Source organism: Sphingobium scionense (genome assembly GCF_014197035.1).
Lineage (GTDB): Bacteria > Pseudomonadota > Alphaproteobacteria > Sphingomonadales > Sphingomonadaceae > Sphingobium > Sphingobium scionense.
The window spans coordinates 296331-311053 of sequence record NZ_JACIEU010000002.1 but is presented as its reverse complement, the minus strand read 5'-3'; the positions used below and the strand labels follow the sequence as shown (position 1 = coordinate 311053).

Annotated in this window: 13 protein-coding genes and 1 tRNA gene; 8 read left to right on the top strand and 6 right to left on the bottom strand. The window is 66.0% G+C overall.

From position 1 onward, the window contains the following. Nucleotides 1-92: 92 nt before the first annotated feature. From GGQ90_RS03405 to GGQ90_RS03395, 3 genes are read left to right on the top strand one after another with little or no spacing between them, the layout of a single operon-like run. Nucleotides 93-1010: a LysR family transcriptional regulator gene (locus tag GGQ90_RS03405; protein WP_188080822.1), complete on the top strand. Its 918-nt coding sequence runs from the start codon at nucleotides 93-95 to the stop codon at nucleotides 1008-1010. A gap of 27 nt (nucleotides 1011-1037) precedes the next feature. Then, entirely contained in the window at nucleotides 1038-3305 is a 2268-nt protein-coding gene (locus tag GGQ90_RS03400; RefSeq protein WP_188080821.1) for an NADP-dependent malic enzyme, read from the top strand. Between the two features lie 60 nt (nucleotides 3306-3365). Beyond that, complete coding sequence (locus tag GGQ90_RS03395; protein WP_010337124.1) at nucleotides 3366-4046, top strand: L,D-transpeptidase family protein; 681 nt, start codon at nucleotides 3366-3368, stop codon at nucleotides 4044-4046. A 7-nt stretch (nucleotides 4047-4053) separates the two neighbouring features. Here the strand turns inward: GGQ90_RS03395 and GGQ90_RS03390 are convergent, their stop codons facing one another. Further along, on the bottom strand, nucleotides 4054-4941 hold the full coding sequence (locus GGQ90_RS03390) for an EamA family transporter (protein ID WP_417774588.1): 888 nt from the start codon (nucleotides 4939-4941) through the stop codon (nucleotides 4054-4056). A gap of 169 nt (nucleotides 4942-5110) precedes the next feature. On the opposite strand from GGQ90_RS03390, the gene GGQ90_RS03385 reads away from it, so the two are divergent. The 4 genes from GGQ90_RS03385 to GGQ90_RS03370 all read left to right on the top strand — a co-directional run bounded on the left by GGQ90_RS03385 (nucleotide 5111) and on the right by GGQ90_RS03370 (nucleotide 9616). Further along, nucleotides 5111-6307 (top strand): MFS transporter, encoded by a 1197-nt coding sequence (locus GGQ90_RS03385; protein WP_188080819.1) that lies wholly within the window; start codon nucleotides 5111-5113, stop codon nucleotides 6305-6307. Between the two features lie 40 nt (nucleotides 6308-6347). After that, nucleotides 6348-7484, top strand: a complete 1137-nt coding sequence (locus GGQ90_RS03380; protein ID WP_188080818.1) for an aspartyl/asparaginyl beta-hydroxylase domain-containing protein — start codon at nucleotides 6348-6350, stop codon at nucleotides 7482-7484. Between the two features lie 95 nt (nucleotides 7485-7579). Continuing rightward, nucleotides 7580-8239: a YitT family protein gene (locus GGQ90_RS03375; protein WP_004207693.1), complete on the top strand. Its 660-nt coding sequence runs from the start codon at nucleotides 7580-7582 to the stop codon at nucleotides 8237-8239. A gap of 72 nt (nucleotides 8240-8311) precedes the next feature. Then, nucleotides 8312-9616: a M20/M25/M40 family metallo-hydrolase gene (locus GGQ90_RS03370; RefSeq protein ID WP_188080817.1), complete on the top strand. Its 1305-nt coding sequence runs from the start codon at nucleotides 8312-8314 to the stop codon at nucleotides 9614-9616. A gap of 36 nt (nucleotides 9617-9652) precedes the next feature. Here the strand turns inward: GGQ90_RS03370 and GGQ90_RS03365 are convergent, their stop codons facing one another. Both GGQ90_RS03365 and hisI read right to left on the bottom strand, forming a co-directional pair. Further along, nucleotides 9653-10186 carry a hypothetical protein gene (locus tag GGQ90_RS03365; RefSeq protein WP_188080816.1) on the bottom strand — a complete coding sequence of 178 codons (534 nt, stop codon included), beginning with the start codon at nucleotides 10184-10186 and terminating at the stop codon, nucleotides 9653-9655. Continuing rightward, the gene (gene hisI / locus GGQ90_RS03360) at nucleotides 10173-10559 is read right to left on the bottom strand and encodes a phosphoribosyl-AMP cyclohydrolase (RefSeq protein ID WP_188080815.1); all 387 of its coding nucleotides are present in this window, start codon (nucleotides 10557-10559) and stop codon (nucleotides 10173-10175) included. The genes GGQ90_RS03365 and hisI overlap by 14 nt, the downstream gene beginning before the upstream one ends. A 241-nt stretch (nucleotides 10560-10800) precedes the next feature. Between hisI and GGQ90_RS03355 the strand changes: the two genes are divergently transcribed. Next, on the top strand, nucleotides 10801-13077 hold the full coding sequence (locus tag GGQ90_RS03355; RefSeq protein WP_188080814.1) for a TonB-dependent receptor: 2277 nt from the start codon (nucleotides 10801-10803) through the stop codon (nucleotides 13075-13077). Nucleotides 13078-13331: 254 nt separating this feature from the next. Here GGQ90_RS03355 and GGQ90_RS03350 read toward each other — a convergent pair. From GGQ90_RS03350 to GGQ90_RS03340, 3 genes are all read right to left on the bottom strand, one after another. Next, nucleotides 13332-13408, bottom strand: a tRNA-His gene (locus tag GGQ90_RS03350). A gap of 82 nt (nucleotides 13409-13490) precedes the next feature. Further along, nucleotides 13491-14075, bottom strand: coding sequence for a septal ring lytic transglycosylase RlpA family protein (locus tag GGQ90_RS03345; protein ID WP_188080813.1), 585 nt, complete (start codon nucleotides 14073-14075; stop codon nucleotides 13491-13493). 242 nt (nucleotides 14076-14317) lie between these two features. Next, nucleotides 14318-14590 carry an HU family DNA-binding protein gene (locus GGQ90_RS03340; protein WP_004207699.1) on the bottom strand — a complete coding sequence of 91 codons (273 nt, stop codon included), beginning with the start codon at nucleotides 14588-14590 and terminating at the stop codon, nucleotides 14318-14320. Between the last annotated feature and the right edge of the window lie 133 nt (nucleotides 14591-14723).

The following is a 14723-nucleotide window of genomic DNA, read 5'->3' as shown; positions in this document are numbered from 1 at the left end:
TCCACTCCTTGCTATGCCGTCCTTTTACGCCTTTCCAATTATACCGTGTAGACGCTATTATTCGAATAAAGACTTTCCTGTGGTGAACGAATATGATGGACCCGGACCATGAATTGTTCGTGAGCATCGTCGATGAAGGCGGGCTGGCGGCCGCCGGGCGGCGGCTCCACATATCGCCGGCGATGATGTCGAAGCGGCTGGCCCGGCTGGAGGACAGGCTGGGCGCCCGGCTGATCCACCGCACCACCCGCCGGCTGGCGCTGACCCCGGCGGGCGAGCGGCTCCATAGCGACCTGCGCGCGATCCTCGCCACCCTCGACGAAGCCGAACGGCGCGTGTCGGGCGTGTCGGCGATCGCGTCCGGTCCGCTGCGAATCACTGCCCCGACATCCTTCGGCCGCATGCATCTTGCGCCCTATCTCCAGCCTTTCCTGGATAATCATCCCCGTATTGATCTGCGGCTCGACCTGTCCGACGATTATGTCGACCTGATCGAAAGCCGGGCGGACCTGGCCATCCGCATCGCCGCCGATCCGGGCGCCGGCCTCACCGCCCGGCGGCTGGCGCCCAACCGCCGCATCCTGTGCGCCGCGCCCGCCTATCTTGAGCGCTTCGGCACGCCGCATCGCATCGCCGACCTCAAGCATCACCGCCTGCTCGCCGCCGACGGCCAGCTGCCCTGGCGTCTGATCAGCCCCAAGGGGCCGGTCGCGATCGACGGCCACAGCCATATCCGCACCAACAGCAGCGAAGTCGTGCGCGAACTGGCGCTGTCGGGCAGCGGCATCGCGCTGCGCTCGCTCTGGGACATCAGCGACGCGTTGGCGCAGGGCGATGTGCGCCAAATCCTGCCCGATCATGAAGGGTCGAGCGACGTCGCCCTCTATGCCGTGCAACTGCCACAGGCCAATCCGCCACTGGCCATCACCGCCTTCGTCGACTTTCTTGCTGCGCAATATGCCCTTGCGCCGCCGTGGGAGTCGCGGACGGACCGCACTGGCTTGCCCTAGCGGAACACAGTCTCTAAGGCGCATCGCATGGACGATAACACCCGCCGCGCCGCCCTAGACTATCACCGCTTTCCCCAGCCCGGTAAGCTCGCGATCGAGCCGACCAAGCGCATGGTGAACCAGCGCGATCTGGCGCTGGCCTATTCGCCGGGGGTGGCCGCCCCTTGCGAGGAGATCGCTGCCGATCCCGCCAAGGCGCTGGACTACACGGCGCGCGGCAATCTTGTCGCGGTCATCTCCAACGGCACCGCCGTCCTCGGCCTCGGCGCGATCGGCGCGCTGGCGTCGAAGCCGGTGATGGAAGGCAAGGCCGTCCTCTTCAAGAAATTCGCCGACATCGACGTGTTCGACATCGAAGTCGACACCACCGACACGGACAAGTTCGTCGAAGCCGTCGCCCTGCTGGAGCCGACCTTTGGCGGCATCAATCTGGAAGACATCAAGGCGCCCGAATGTTTCGAGATCGAACGGCGCCTGAAGGAACGGATGAACATTCCGGTCTTCCATGACGATCAGCACGGCACCGCCATCGTCGTCGCCGCCGCCGTGCGCAACGCGCTGGTGCTGCAGGGCAAGACGCTGGCCGATGCAAAGCTCGTCACCTCGGGCGCCGGCGCCGCCGCGCTCGCCTGCGTCGACCTGCTCGTCTCGATGGGCCTGCCGATCGACAATGTGACGATGACCGACAAGGACGGCGTCATCCATTCGGGCCGCGAAGGCATGCTGCCCAATATGGCGCGCTATGCCCGCGACACCAACGCGCGCACCCTGCCCGACGTGCTGCCGGGCGCCAACCTGTTCTTAGGGTTGTCGGCGCCGGGCGTGCTGAAGCCGGAATGGCTGCCGCTGATGGCGCCCAATCCGCTGATCTTCGCGCTCGCCAATCCGGAGCCGGAAATCCGCCCGGAAGCCGCGCGCGAAGTGCGCCCGGACGCGATCATCGCCACCGGCCGGTCGGACTATCCGAACCAGGTCAACAACGTCCTGTGCTTCCCCTATATCTTCCGCGGCGCGCTGGATTGCGGCGCGACCCAGATCAACGAAGCGATGAAGGTCGCCGCCGCCGACGCGATCGCCGCCCTCGCCCGCATGCCCGCGCATGACAGCGTGGCGCAGGCCTATGGCGGACGCAAGCTGGTGTTCGGCGCCGATTACATCATCCCGACCCCGTTCGATCCGCGCCTGATCGGCGAGATTGCCGGTGCCGTCGCCAAGGCGGCGATGGACAGCGGCGTCGCCACCAAGACGCTGGACCTGGAAGAATATAAGCGCGCGCTGTCGCACCAGAACACCCGGTCGGGCCAACTGATGTTGCCGGTGTTCCATGCCGCGCGCGGCAGCCAGTGCCGCATCGTCTATGGCGAGGGCGAGGATGAGCGCGTGCTGCGCGCGATCCAGGACGGTCTGGACGAAGGCATCGTCAAGCCGACCATCGTCGCGCGCCGCCGCCTGCTGGAACAGAAACTGGGCGACATGGGCCTCAGCTTCCAGCTCGACCGCGATGTCGAGGTGATCGATCCCGAGACGGATCATGACATCATGCGCGAACTGGTCGAGGCCTATCGCGCCATCGCCGCGCGCAAGGGCGTGCCGCCAGACGAAATCCTGCGCCATGTCTATCGCCGCCCGACCGTCACCGCCGCCATGCTGCTGCGCACCGGCCGGGTCGACGCCGCACTGGTCGGTGGCCGCTCCGAATATTGGGGCCAGGTCGAACATGTGCTGCGCATCATCGATCGCGCGCCCAACCACAGCCGCATCTATGCCCTGTCGGGCCTGATCCTCGACGCCGGCGCGCTGTTCATCACCGACACCCATATGGTGCCGGACCCGACGCCCGACCAGATTGCGGAAATGACGCTGCTGGCGTCGACCGAATTGCAGCATTTTGGGCTGAAGCCGCGCGTGGCGCTGCTGTCGCACTCCAATTTCGGCGCGTCCAACAGCCCCAGCGCCCGCAAGATGCGCGCCGCGCTCGACCTGGTGCGCCAGGCCGCGCCGGAGCTGGCGGTCGATGGCGAAATGCACGCCGACGCCGCGCTCAGCCAAGCGCTGCGCGAGCGGCTGATCCCCGACTCCCGGTTCGAGGGACCGGCCAACCTGCTGGTGATGCCGAACCTCGACGCGGCAAATATCACGCTGACGGCGCTCGGCGCCTCGTCCAGCTCGCCCACGGTCGGGCCGATGCTGATCGGCACCGCCCAGCCGATCCATGTGCTGACGCCCGGCGTCACCGCGCGCGGCATCCTCAACCTGACCGCCATCGCCGCCGCCGAAGTGGCACGCGAAGGCTGACCTTAACCTTTGCCGGTTAGGCTGTTAGCTTGACCGGCAAAGGATGAAGCGAGGAAGATCATGGCAGGCGTCATCGGCACTTTGGCTCGCAGCCTTGGCCCGAAACTGCTGATCGGCGCCGTCCTGGGCGGCGGCGCGCTGCTGCTGACCGACAAGATTGATCGCAACGCCGGCAACGCGACCCAGGCCAAGCCGGCCGAGGCCGCCGCCGCGCCCAAGCCGCTGCCGCTGGTCGAACGGCGCAGCGACCAGGGCATGAAGGTCGATCCTCATGCGCTGGCGGTCAAGCGCGTGCTCAAGATCGAGGGGCCTTTCGAGCATGGCGACTATGCCTGGGACGAGGAAGGCGCACCGGCCAAGGGGCCGGTCATCATCACCGTCGACCTGAAAGCCCAGACCCTCTCCGTCTTCCGCGACGGCTATGAAATCGGCGCCGCCGTCATCCTCTATGGCGCGACCGACAAGCAGAGCCCGCTCGGCGCCTTCCCGATCATGCAGAAGGACGCCGACCATTATTCCAGCACCTACAACAACGCGCCCATGCCCTATATGCAGCGGCTGACCAGCGACGGCGTCGCCATCCATGGCAGCGACGTCAAATGGGGCTATGCCACCCATGGCTGCATCGGCGTGCCCAAGGAATTTGCACAGAAGCTGTTCGGCGTGACCAAGGTCGGCGACATGGTCATCATCACCAACGGCAAGATGCTGGATACCAGCAAGGCCGTCGTCAGCGGCTGACCCACCCCTATTGCGGCGCATCCTCGATCGCCGGCGCATGACGCACCGTCAGCGCGCTGCCGCCTGACGCCGCAATGATGCAGAATATCGCCACGCCCTGCAGCACCGTCAACCGCTCGCCCAGCACGACGAAGCCCGCCAATGCCCCGATCGCCGGCGCCGCGCTCAGCAACAGGCCGAACACCGGCGCGGGCAGGCGCCGCATCGCCTCCATCTCCAGCGAATAGGGCAAGGCACTCGACAGCAGGGCGATGGCCAGCCCGACCATCAGCACCCAGGGCGAAAAGAGCGATGCACCGGCATGGGTCAGCCCGACCGGCAGCACCAGAATCGCCGCCGCCAGCATGCCCCAGGCGACCGCATCGCCGCGCAGCGCGCCCGACACCCGCTTGCCGGTCAGGATATAAAGCGCCCAGCAGGCCGCCGCCCCGACAGCGAAGATGACACCCAAAGGATCAAGCACGGCATCGCTGCGCAGCGGCAAGAGCAGCAGCAGGCCGATCACCGCCGCCCCTAGCCACAGGAAGTCGCGCGGCCGGCGCGCCCCGAACAGCACGATCGCCAGCGGCCCCGTCACCTCGATGGCCATGGCGATGCCCAACGGAATGCGGGCGAACGCCTGATAGATGAGCAGGTTCATCAGCGCGAGGGTGGCGCCATAGATCAGCAGCGGCCAGCGCACATCGGCCGGGATCGGTCGGCGCCATGGCCGCCGGAACAGCATCAGCAGGATCGCGGCCAGGAAGATGCGCAGCGCCGCGATGCCATAGGCGCCGACGACCGGGAACAGCGTCTTGGCAAAGGCCGCGCCCATGTTCATCGACAGCAGCGACGCCAGCACGGCGCCCGCCCCCGCCAGCACCGCCCCCTGCCCGTTCATTCCGTTCCTGCTCATGCGCAATGGATACCATATACGATTAATTGGAAAAGCGTCATTCGATACCGCGTTGCACCAGATGCGTTGCCAGTTGCAAGAATCTCATACGTATGCAGCCTTGACCAACGCTGTCACTCGGCCCATCTGGCGGACTTCCGTCATTTTGCATTGCAGCATGGAGCTTGTCATGGGCAGCCAGTCCCACAAGGCGCACCCCGCGCTCGTCCTTTTCGCGCTGTCCGTGGGCGCCTTTGCGATCGGCACCACCGAATTCGCCTCCATGAGCCTGCTGCCCTTCTTCGCGCGCGACCTGCATATCGACCTGCCGACCGCGGGCCATGCGATCAGCGCCTATGCGCTGGGCGTGGTGGTCGGCGCGCCGCTGATCGCCGCCTTTGGCGCGCGCCTGCCGCGCCGCACGCTGCTGATCGCGCTGATGGCGATGTTCGCGGTGGGCAACGGCCTGTCGGCCCTGTCGCCCAGCTATCACTGGATGCTCCTGTTCCGTTTCCTCTCGGGCCTGCCCCATGGCGCCTATTTCGGCGTCGCTGCGCTGGTCGCGGCCAGCCTGGTGCCGATCGAAAAGCGCACCCTGGCGATCGCCAAGGTGATGTCAGGCCTGACCATCGCGACGGTGCTCGGCGTGCCGGTCGCCAACTGGATGGGCCAGATATTGGGCTGGCGCTCGGGCTTCTTCGTGGTCTGTGCGCTCGCCGTGCTGACCATGAGCCTGGTCGCACTCTACGCCCCGCGCGACGCCGGCGACCCGAAGGCCAGCCCGATGCGCGAACTGGGCGCGCTCGGCAAGTCCCAGGTCTGGCTGACGCTGCTGACCGGCGCGATCGGCTTTGGCGGCCTGTTCGCGGTCTACACCTATGTCGCCTCGACCATGATCGAAGTGACCCATGTGTCCGAAACCTATGTGCCGCTGGTGCTGATCGTCTTTGGCCTGGGCATGACGGTCGGCAATCTCGCCGTCGCATGGCTGGCCGACCGCGCGCTCAACCGCACCGTCATCGGCATCCTGTTGTGGAGCGCCGTGGCCCTGGCCCTCTTCCCCTTCATGGCCGGCAATATCTGGAGCCTCAGCCTGATCGTTTTCCTGATCGGCATTGGCGGTGGCATGGGCACGCCGTTGCAGGCGCGACTGATGGATGTGGCCGGCGACGCGCAAACGCTGGCGGCTGCACTGCATCACAGCGCCTTCAACGTCGCCAATGCGCTTGGCCCCTGGCTCGGCGGTCTGTCGATCGCGGCCGGCTATGGCCTGGTATCGACCGGCTGGATCGGCTGCGCCTTGTCGCTCGGCGGCCTGGCCATCTATCTGGTCGCCATCGCCACCGCACGGCGCAGCGCCCAGCCCGCGCTGGCCCCCTGCGAATAAGCCGCTTCCTTCCATCCGTTCCGCTGGTTAAGGCGGGGGGATGACGGATCGGGCACGCGAACAGACCTTACAGGAAGCGGCGATCGCCGCATTGCGCCGTGGCGACGCGGCAGTGGCCCGCGCCACCCTTGGCGAGATGGCCGATCCGCCGGCCATGCTGCTGGCCCAGGCCTGCAACCGGCTGGGTGATCTTGACGGCGAACAGGCGGCGCTCAACCGCATCCTGGAACAGGATATGCGCAATCTGCCCGCGCTGCTCGCCATGGGGCAGAATTTCCAGCGGCGCGGCGATCAGCGCGGCGCGACATCCTGGTTCCGCAGCGCCCTGGCACAGGCCGCCGCCCATGGTGCGGCGCCCGCGCTGCAACCGCTGCTGCAACGGGCGCAGGAGGCGATCGCCGGCGCCAGCCGGGATTTCGAGGATCATCTCGACGCGGCGATGGCGGGCCTCCCCACGCTCCCCCGCATTGCCCAGGCGACCGACCTGCTGCTGGGGAAAAGCGAACTCTATCTCCAGCAACCCAGCATGTTCTATTTTCCCGGCCTGCCGCAGCGCGCCTTTTACGAGCGCGACGAATTTGCCTGGGTGCCCGCAGTAGAGGCGGCAAGCGACGCCATCATCGCCGAACTGAACGACGTCCGTGCCGGCGCCCCCGATTTCGCGCCCTATGTCCAGACGCCCACCGATCGCCCGGCGCCCAACAACCCGCTGCGCGACGATCCCTCCTGGGGCGCCTATTATTTCTGGCAACAGGGCGAGGTCGTTGCCGATCATGCCGCCCGCTGCCCCACCGTCATGGCCGCGCTCGACCATGCCGATCGCCCGATGATCACCGGCCGCTCTCCGATGGCGCTGTGGTCGCTGCTCAAGCCCGGCACCCATATCCAGCCCCATCATGGCCTGCTCAACACCCGCCTGATCTGCCACCTGCCGCTGATCGTGGCCGACAATTGCGCGCTGCGGGTCGGTGCAGAGACTCGCGCCTGGGCACCGGGCGAGATGCTGATCTTCGACGACAGTATCGAACATGAGGCCTGGAACCGGGGCAATGACACCCGCGTCGTCCTGCTGTTCGAAGTCTGGCGCCCGGAAATCCACGCAGAGGAGCGGATCGCGCTCACCCGCCTGTTCGAAGCGATCGACCGCTTCGGCCCGAAACAGGTCGACGCCGGCTAACCCGCCTCTTTCCAGAACGCCCATCTGCGACTATGGGCGCGGACAAAGACGACAAGAGAGGATGGCACGGGGCGCTCACGCTTTTCGGACATGCCATGACCTCGATCGACCCGACGCCCCCGGCGCCGTCTCCTGCCCTGCCCGTTCCGCCCGCCCATGTCGCGCGGCCGCATAGTCCTGCCGAGGATTTCTATGCGATCGCCATCGGCTGCGCGTTCATCGCCATGGGGCTGATGCTGCTGAAACAGGCAAAGCTGGTGACCGGCGGCATGGCCGGCATCGCGCTGCTGCTGTCCTATCTCATCCATCTGTCGCCCGCGACGCTGTTCCTGCTGATCAACATCCCCTTCTTCCTGTTCGCCGGACGGGCGATGGGCATGGCCTTCGGCCTCAAGACCCTGTTCGCCAATATCGCGATCATGGGCGTCGGCCTTGCCATGCCCTATGCGATGGAAATTGCCCGGATCAGCCCCTTTTTCGCCGCGCTGTTCGGCGGCTCGATCATCGGATTCGGCATCCTGGCCATCGCCCGCCATGGCGCGGGCGTCGGTGGCGTCGGCGTGGTCGCGCTGATCCTGCAGAAATCGCGCGGCTGGAATGCCGGCCGCACCCAGATGGCCTGCGACGTACTGATCCTGCTCGCCTCGCTGCCGATCCTCAATGCGGAACGCTTTGGCCTCTCCGTCCTGTCAGCCGCCGCGATCAACGCCGTGCTGTTCGTCAACCACCGCCCCGGCCGCTATATCGGCCATTGATGCGCGCCTGCGTCCCCGGCTAGACGGACCCCGGCGCCCATGCCGGTGCGCCCGTCATAAAAGGGGTCCAGAATGAAGCGGTTCGCGCTCTGTATAGTATTGGCCAGCACGGCCCTGTCGGTTCCGGCCAGTGCCGCCACGCCCACCAGCGCAACCGCACCGGCCGACGCCCGCACCATCGCCGCGATCCGCGCGCGCCCGGCGGTCAAGGCCGCCTTCGCCGCGCTGGAGGCCGAACATGACCAGTGGGTCGACAATATCGTCACCCTGACCCAGATCCCGGCGCCGCCGTTCAAGGAAGAGGCGCGGGCCAAGGCCTATGCCGACATGTTCCGCGCCGCCGGCCTCACCGATGTGGAGATTGACGAGGGCGGCAATGTGCTGGGCCTGCGCCGTGGCAGCGGCAAGCCGGGCGGCAAGCTGATCGTCGTGTCCGCCCATCTCGACACCGTCTTTCCCGAAGGCACGCCGGTCACGGTGCGGCGCGAGGGCAACAAGCTCCACGCGCCCGGCGTCGGGGACGATGTCGCCGGCCTCGCCACCCAATTGAGCCTCATCAAGGCGATCGTCGGCGCCAATATCAGCGCGCCGATGGACATATTGTTCGTCGGCGATGTGGGTGAGGAAGGCCTGGGCGACCTGCGCGGCATGAAGCAGTTGTTCCACAAGGGCAAATATAAGGACCGCATCGCCAGCTTCTTCTCGATCGACGATGGCTCGGTCGATGGCCTGATCAATGGCGGCGTCGGATCGAAACGCTATCGCCTGACCTTCAGCGGTCCCGGCGGCCACAGCTTCGGCGCCTTTGGCCTGGTCAATCCGATGACGGCGATGAGCCAGGCGATCGTCGATCTCTACAAGATCCCGGCGCCCCTGTCGCCCAAGACGACCTACAGCGCCAGCGTCGTGGGCGGCGGCTCCTCGGTCAACGCCATCCCGCAGGAAGTCTGGCTGCAGGTCGACATGCGATCGGAAAGCGCGGCTGAACTGGCAAAGCTGGAACAGGCGTTCCTGGCCACGGTGGACAAGGCGGTCGAGACCGAAAATGGCACCCGCTCGATCAAGGAAGGCCCGATCCGCGTCGACAAGAAGGTGGTGGGCGATCGTCCGGCCGGCAGCACCGCCGCCGACACGGCGCTGGTCCGCCAGACCGCCGCCGCCTATGCCGCCGAAGGCGTCACCGCGCGCATGAGCTTCAGCTCGACCGATGCCAATGTGCCGATGAGCCTGGGCATCCCGGCCATCACCATCCCGCGCGCGGCGACCGGCGGCCGGGGCCATTCGCCCGACGAATGGATCGACGTGTCGGCGCCGGAATCGCTCAAGGTCAAGCGCATGGACCTGGTCGCCCTGCTCGCCGCAGCCGGCTATCGCTAATTGCCATGGCGGGGCTGGCAGATATGCCAGCCCCGTTCAGTCCGCCTCGCACAGCGGCTCGTCCTCGCGATCGCGCGCGCGCAGGGCCGCACCCGCATCATTGGCGATGCGCGGGAAGGTCACCCCTTCCAGATTGCCGCGCCCGTCGCACAACCGGTCACAGGCCATGTCGACCACGCCGGGCAGCGCCACCTGGTCGCCATCATATTGGGCGACGATGATGCACTTCCTGCCCCCGGAAAAGCTCAGGATCAGCTTGTCGCCGGCCCGCCGCGCCGTGCCCGCGCCATGACAACTCTGTTCGGTGCCGAAGATCGCCTCCAGCCCGAAACGATAGTCGCCCGACTTGGCGGGAAGGACGCAGAGCGAATCCCGTCCCGCCTCATGCCGGCGCTGGAACAGCCCTACCGGCGCGACCTTGGACGTGTCCGTAATCGCCCCCGTCTCGATCGCCGCGCGCTCCAGCCCCGACGCCGCCGCCCCATCGCGATCGGGCGCGGCTGCGCCCGGCGTCGCCGCCTGCTGGCACCCGGCCAGAAGAAATGCGAAGAAAAGGCTAGTGCGCCGCATCGACGCCCGGTTCATCGACCGCGCTCAGCCCATCGGGTCCGATCCGGCGGAAGAAGCAGGACCGCGCGCCGGTGTGGCAAGTCGGCCCCGCCGGCTCCGCCAGCACCCAGACCGCATCCTGGTCACAGTCGATCCGGATGTCCCGCACGCCAAGCATATGGCCGGAACTCTCACCCTTCTTCCACAGCGCCTTGCGGCTGCGCGACCAAAAATGGGCAAGGCCGGTCTCGACCGTCAGCGCCAGCGCCTGCGCATTCATATGCGCCACCATCAGCACTTCCCCCGAGGTGACATGGGTCACCACCGCGGTGATAAGGCCATGGTCATCATATTTGGGGTTGAGGGTCAGCCCCCGGTCGCGTGCGTCATCCATCCGCGCGCTATAATCGGCAATGCGGCCCGTGCGAAGTCCCTTCGGCGCTCGGCATTGCGGTCACGGCCTGACAGTGCCATGGGGTCGGACTGTCGCATTTTGGCAAATCTGTTGCACGGATGCTACAGAATGGCGACAGTCTTGCTTGCCCCAAGGCGCGCGCGCGCATAGCGTCGCGCGCGATCCGCAACAGCGGACACAAGCAGGGAAACGGATGCCAGGCCAATCAAGGGGGCCAAATATGACATCTTCGCATATCTTTACCAGCATTTCGCGCGGCGCGCTCGCCGTCGCTCTCACCGCTCTGGCGCCGATCGGCGCTGCCCATGCCCAGACCGAAGCGCCCGCCGCATCGGGCGAAGGCCTGGGTGAAATCGTCGTCACCGCCTCGCGCCGGGCTGAAAATGCCAAGGACGTGCCGGTCGCCGTGACCGCCATCGGCGGCGAAAAGCTCGACGCGCTCAACAGCAGCGGCCTCGACGTCCGCTTCCTCGCCGCGCGCACGCCCAGCCTTCAGGTCGAAAGCTCGTTCGGCCGCACCTTCCCGCGCTTCTACATCCGCGGCCTTGGCAACACCGATTTCGATCCCAACGCCGCCCAGCCGGTCTCGGTCGTGCTCGACGATGTCGCGCTCGAAAATCCGATGCTCAAGAGCTTCCCGGTGTTCGACCTTGCCAGCGTTGAAGTGCTGCGCGGCCCGCAGGGCACGCTGTTCGGCCGCAACACCCCGGCGGGCGTCGTCAAGATGACCTCGGCCGCACCGACCGATCATTTCACCGGCTATGCCAGCGCCTCCTGGGCCACCTACAACACCGTCAATGCCGAAGCCGCGATCGGCGGCCCGATCGCCGACGGCCTCAGCTTCCGCGTGTCGGGCCTGCTCCAGCGTCGCGACGACTGGGTCAAGAACGACAATGAAGGCGGCAACGCCGCCAGCGAGCTGGAAGGCTATCGCGACATGGCCGGCCGCGTGCAGCTGGCCTATGAAGCCGGCGACTTCAAGGCGGTGCTGAGCGGTCATTATCGCGACCTCGACGGCAGCCCGCGCGTGTTCCGCGCCAACATCTTCCAGCAGGGCAGCAACCATTTCGTCGACGGCTTCGACAAGGATCATGTGAACCTGGACGGCTATACCAGCCAGTCGATGAAGCAGGGCGGCGGCAATCTGCGCATGCAGCTCCATGTCGATGGCCTGGGCACCTTCTTCTCGACCACCGGCTATGAGAAGGCCAGCGTCGAAAGCACCGGCGACATCGATGGCGGCGGCTGCTACCCCTATACCGGTTGCACCGCCGGCCAGCTCGGCGTCGGCTCGTTCGACTCCAACACCGGCGGCGTGACCAAGCCGGAGGAATTCAGCCAGGAATTCCGCTTCGCAACGGACGACATGAACGGCATCCGCCTGCAGGCGGGCACCTATTTCTTCCACCAGCGCCTGAAGTACAACGAATATGCCTATGATCTCGCGGGCAACCGGGTGAGTGCGATCCTGCACAACAACACCAACGAGAATATCGGCCTGTTCGCCTCGGGCGAAGCCAAGGTGACGTCGGCCCTGACGCTGCGTGCCGGCGTGCGTTATTCGCACGACGACAAGCGCGACACGATCACGCTCGATCCGGCGCTCGCCGCCAGCAGCATCTCGTCGCAGCTGATCGGCGTCGACCTGCCGCTCAGCAACACCGCGCAGGGCAGCAACCTGTCCTGGGACGTCAGCGCCACCTATGCGCTCACCCCCGACGTCAACCTCTATGGTCGCGTCGCCACCGGCTATCAGGGTCCGGCGATCCAGGACCGCGTGACCTTCTTCAGCGTCCCCTCGGTCGCCAAGAAGCAGACCACCATCTCCTATGAAGGCGGCATCAAGGGCGCGATCGCCAACATGGTCCGCTTCGACCTGTCGGCCTATTATTGGAACACCGACGACCTCCAGCTGACGGCGGTCGGCGGCGTCGGCAACTCGGCTCGCCTGATCAACGTGAACAAGGCGGTCGGCTATGGTCTGGAAGGCAATCTGGAGGCGCAGCCGCTCGATCACCTGAACCTGACGGTGGGCGGCAGCTACAACTTCACCGAAATCCGCGACAAGAACGCCTTCGTGGCAGTCTGCGGCTCGGGCATGTGCACGCCCACCGGCAACACCTTCGTCAATGGCGGCACCACCTACAGCTATCTGGATGGCAATGACCTGCCCCAGGCGCCGCGCTACATCGCCAATGCGACCCTGCGCTATGGCATCCCGGTCGGCGACGTGGGTGAAATCTTCGCCTATACCGACTGGGCCTATCGTAGCAAAATCAACTACTTCCTCTACTCGGCGGCCGAATTCCGCGGCCGTTCGTCGCTGGAGGGCGGCCTCAAGGTCGGTTACAAGTCGAACCATGGTTATGAGATCGCGGCCTTCGCGCGCAACATCACCAACCAGATCCGCGCCGTCAGCGCGATCGACTTCAACAACCTGACCGGCATGATCAACGAGCCGCGCATCATCGGCGGCATGATCAAGGCGAGCTTCTAGAGCCTGATCGCTTGAGGTGGGAGCAGTTCGCGCTTCCACCAATGGCGTCAATCAGGCTCTAAACCGAAGTCTAAGCGCCCCATAGGCGTTAGTCGGCAGAGGAAGGGCGTCCCGCAAGGGGCGCCCTTTCTTGTTGCGCCCAGGACACCGGAAAGCCGCCGCGAAGCGCCAGGAAAATGATCGAAGCCGGAAACGCGAAAACCCCGCTCTACCGAGGCAAAGCGGGGTTTTATTTCGCGCATTCCCGAAGGAAATGGGGCGATCGACGGGATCCGAACCCGCGACCTCCGGTACCACAAACCGGCGCTCTAACCAACTGAGCTACGATCGCCACAGGGGCTGTTGCCCCGCGAGAAGGGCCACATATGCGGCCGCCCCTCCCCCGTCAAGCGGCTTATGTGAAAGGATGAAAATTATCGCCCGGCATCGTTGCCGGACGCCGCCAGACGGGCGCGCAACACGGCCAGTTCGTCCGCCCCGACACGCGGCCGCCCCTCTGCCGGCTTGCCCTTGCGCAGCTTCTTGCGGTCCTTTTCCGAGGGATCGACGGCGCGAACCCGGACCGCCGCATGACCCTGCCCGCGAATCCCAAGTTCCTCCGCAGCCCCGCGCGACAGGTCGATGATCCGCCCGCGCGAAAATGGGCCTCGGTCGTTGATCCGCACCAGGATCGTGCGCCCGGTGTCCAGCGCCGTCACCTCGACATAGGCGGGCAAGGGCAGGCTGGTGTGCGCGGCGGTGATCCAGCCAGGCCGGAAGCGTTCGCCATTGGCGGTGCGATTGCCCGACTCCGATCCATACCAGCTGGCATAGCCGACCAGATCATAGCCCGGCTGATCCGCCGGTACATAGGTGGTGCCGCGCACCGTATAGGGCTTGCCGATCCGCACCGGCATATCGCTCACCGGGCGGAAATTACCGCCGCCACAGGCTGAAAGTGCACCCAGCAGCGCCAAGGCCGCGCCCGAAGTTCCGATGCCCCGTCCGATCGCTCTCATGCCCCTTCCTAACCCCGCCGACCGATCAGGTCGAGGGCAACGGGCCGGCCAACGCCGCCATCCGACGCATAAGGCCATGAAAAAAGGGGCAGTGGCTGCTGGCCACTCCCCCTTCCTTTCGGCATACACGCGCGCAACGGGGCTGTCCCCTATTGCTGCGCCACTCTCCCTTAATCTGTCCCGACCGCGACGCCGGCAAAATCATCGAATGACAACGCGCCCGACCGGGCGCACCTGCATCCTTAGTTGACCGAATCCTTCAGGCCCTTGCCGGCCTTGAACTTCGGCTGCGACGACGCCTTGATCGTCATCGTCTCACCAGTGCGCGGGTTGCGACCGGTCGATGCCTTGCGCTGCGAAACGGAGAAAGTGCCAAAACCCACCAGGCGTACTTCGTCGCCCTTCTTCAGCGCACCGGTGATGGCGTCGAATACGCCCTCGACCGCCTTGCTGGCGTCGCTCTTGCTAAGACCGCTGCTTTCAGCGACCGCGCTGATAAGATCCTGCTTGTTCATGCCTTAGGAACCCCCTTTTTAGCTGTTTGATCGTCAAGGAATCGCGGCGTAGGCGGGGCAATAAGGCCCAGCTTTCAAGCGGTGTCAAAGGGAAAGCGATAAATGCGCCGGCTCCGGCGCGTTTTTGCCTTCA

What these genes read in the sequence shown, in the direction of transcription:
- GGQ90_RS03385 (WP_188080819.1), top strand. Translation starts at nt 5,111, where the DNA reads ATGGGCAGCCAGTCCCACAAGGCGCACCCCGCGCTCGTCCTTTTCGCG.
- GGQ90_RS03345 (WP_188080813.1), bottom strand. Translation starts at nt 14,075, where the DNA reads ATGAGAGCGATCGGACGGGGCATCGGAACTTCGGGCGCGGCCTTGGCG.
- GGQ90_RS03365 (WP_188080816.1), bottom strand. Translation starts at nt 10,186, where the DNA reads ATGCGGCGCACTAGCCTTTTCTTCGCATTTCTTCTGGCCGGGTGCCAG.
- GGQ90_RS03375 (WP_004207693.1), top strand. Translation starts at nt 7,580, where the DNA reads ATGACCTCGATCGACCCGACGCCCCCGGCGCCGTCTCCTGCCCTGCCC.
- GGQ90_RS03390 (WP_417774588.1), bottom strand. Translation starts at nt 4,941, where the DNA reads ATGAGCAGGAACGGAATGAACGGGCAGGGGGCGGTGCTGGCGGGGGCG.
- GGQ90_RS03395 (WP_010337124.1), top strand. Translation starts at nt 3,366, where the DNA reads ATGGCAGGCGTCATCGGCACTTTGGCTCGCAGCCTTGGCCCGAAACTG.
- GGQ90_RS03380 (WP_188080818.1), top strand. Translation starts at nt 6,348, where the DNA reads ATGACGGATCGGGCACGCGAACAGACCTTACAGGAAGCGGCGATCGCC.
- GGQ90_RS03400 (WP_188080821.1), top strand. Translation starts at nt 1,038, where the DNA reads ATGGACGATAACACCCGCCGCGCCGCCCTAGACTATCACCGCTTTCCC.
- GGQ90_RS03405 (WP_188080822.1), top strand. Translation starts at nt 93, where the DNA reads ATGATGGACCCGGACCATGAATTGTTCGTGAGCATCGTCGATGAAGGC.
- GGQ90_RS03355 (WP_188080814.1), top strand. Translation starts at nt 10,801, where the DNA reads ATGACATCTTCGCATATCTTTACCAGCATTTCGCGCGGCGCGCTCGCC.
- hisI (WP_188080815.1), bottom strand. Translation starts at nt 10,559, where the DNA reads ATGGATGACGCACGCGACCGGGGGCTGACCCTCAACCCCAAATATGAT.
- GGQ90_RS03340 (WP_004207699.1), bottom strand. Translation starts at nt 14,590, where the DNA reads ATGAACAAGCAGGATCTTATCAGCGCGGTCGCTGAAAGCAGCGGTCTT.
- GGQ90_RS03370 (WP_188080817.1), top strand. Translation starts at nt 8,312, where the DNA reads ATGAAGCGGTTCGCGCTCTGTATAGTATTGGCCAGCACGGCCCTGTCG.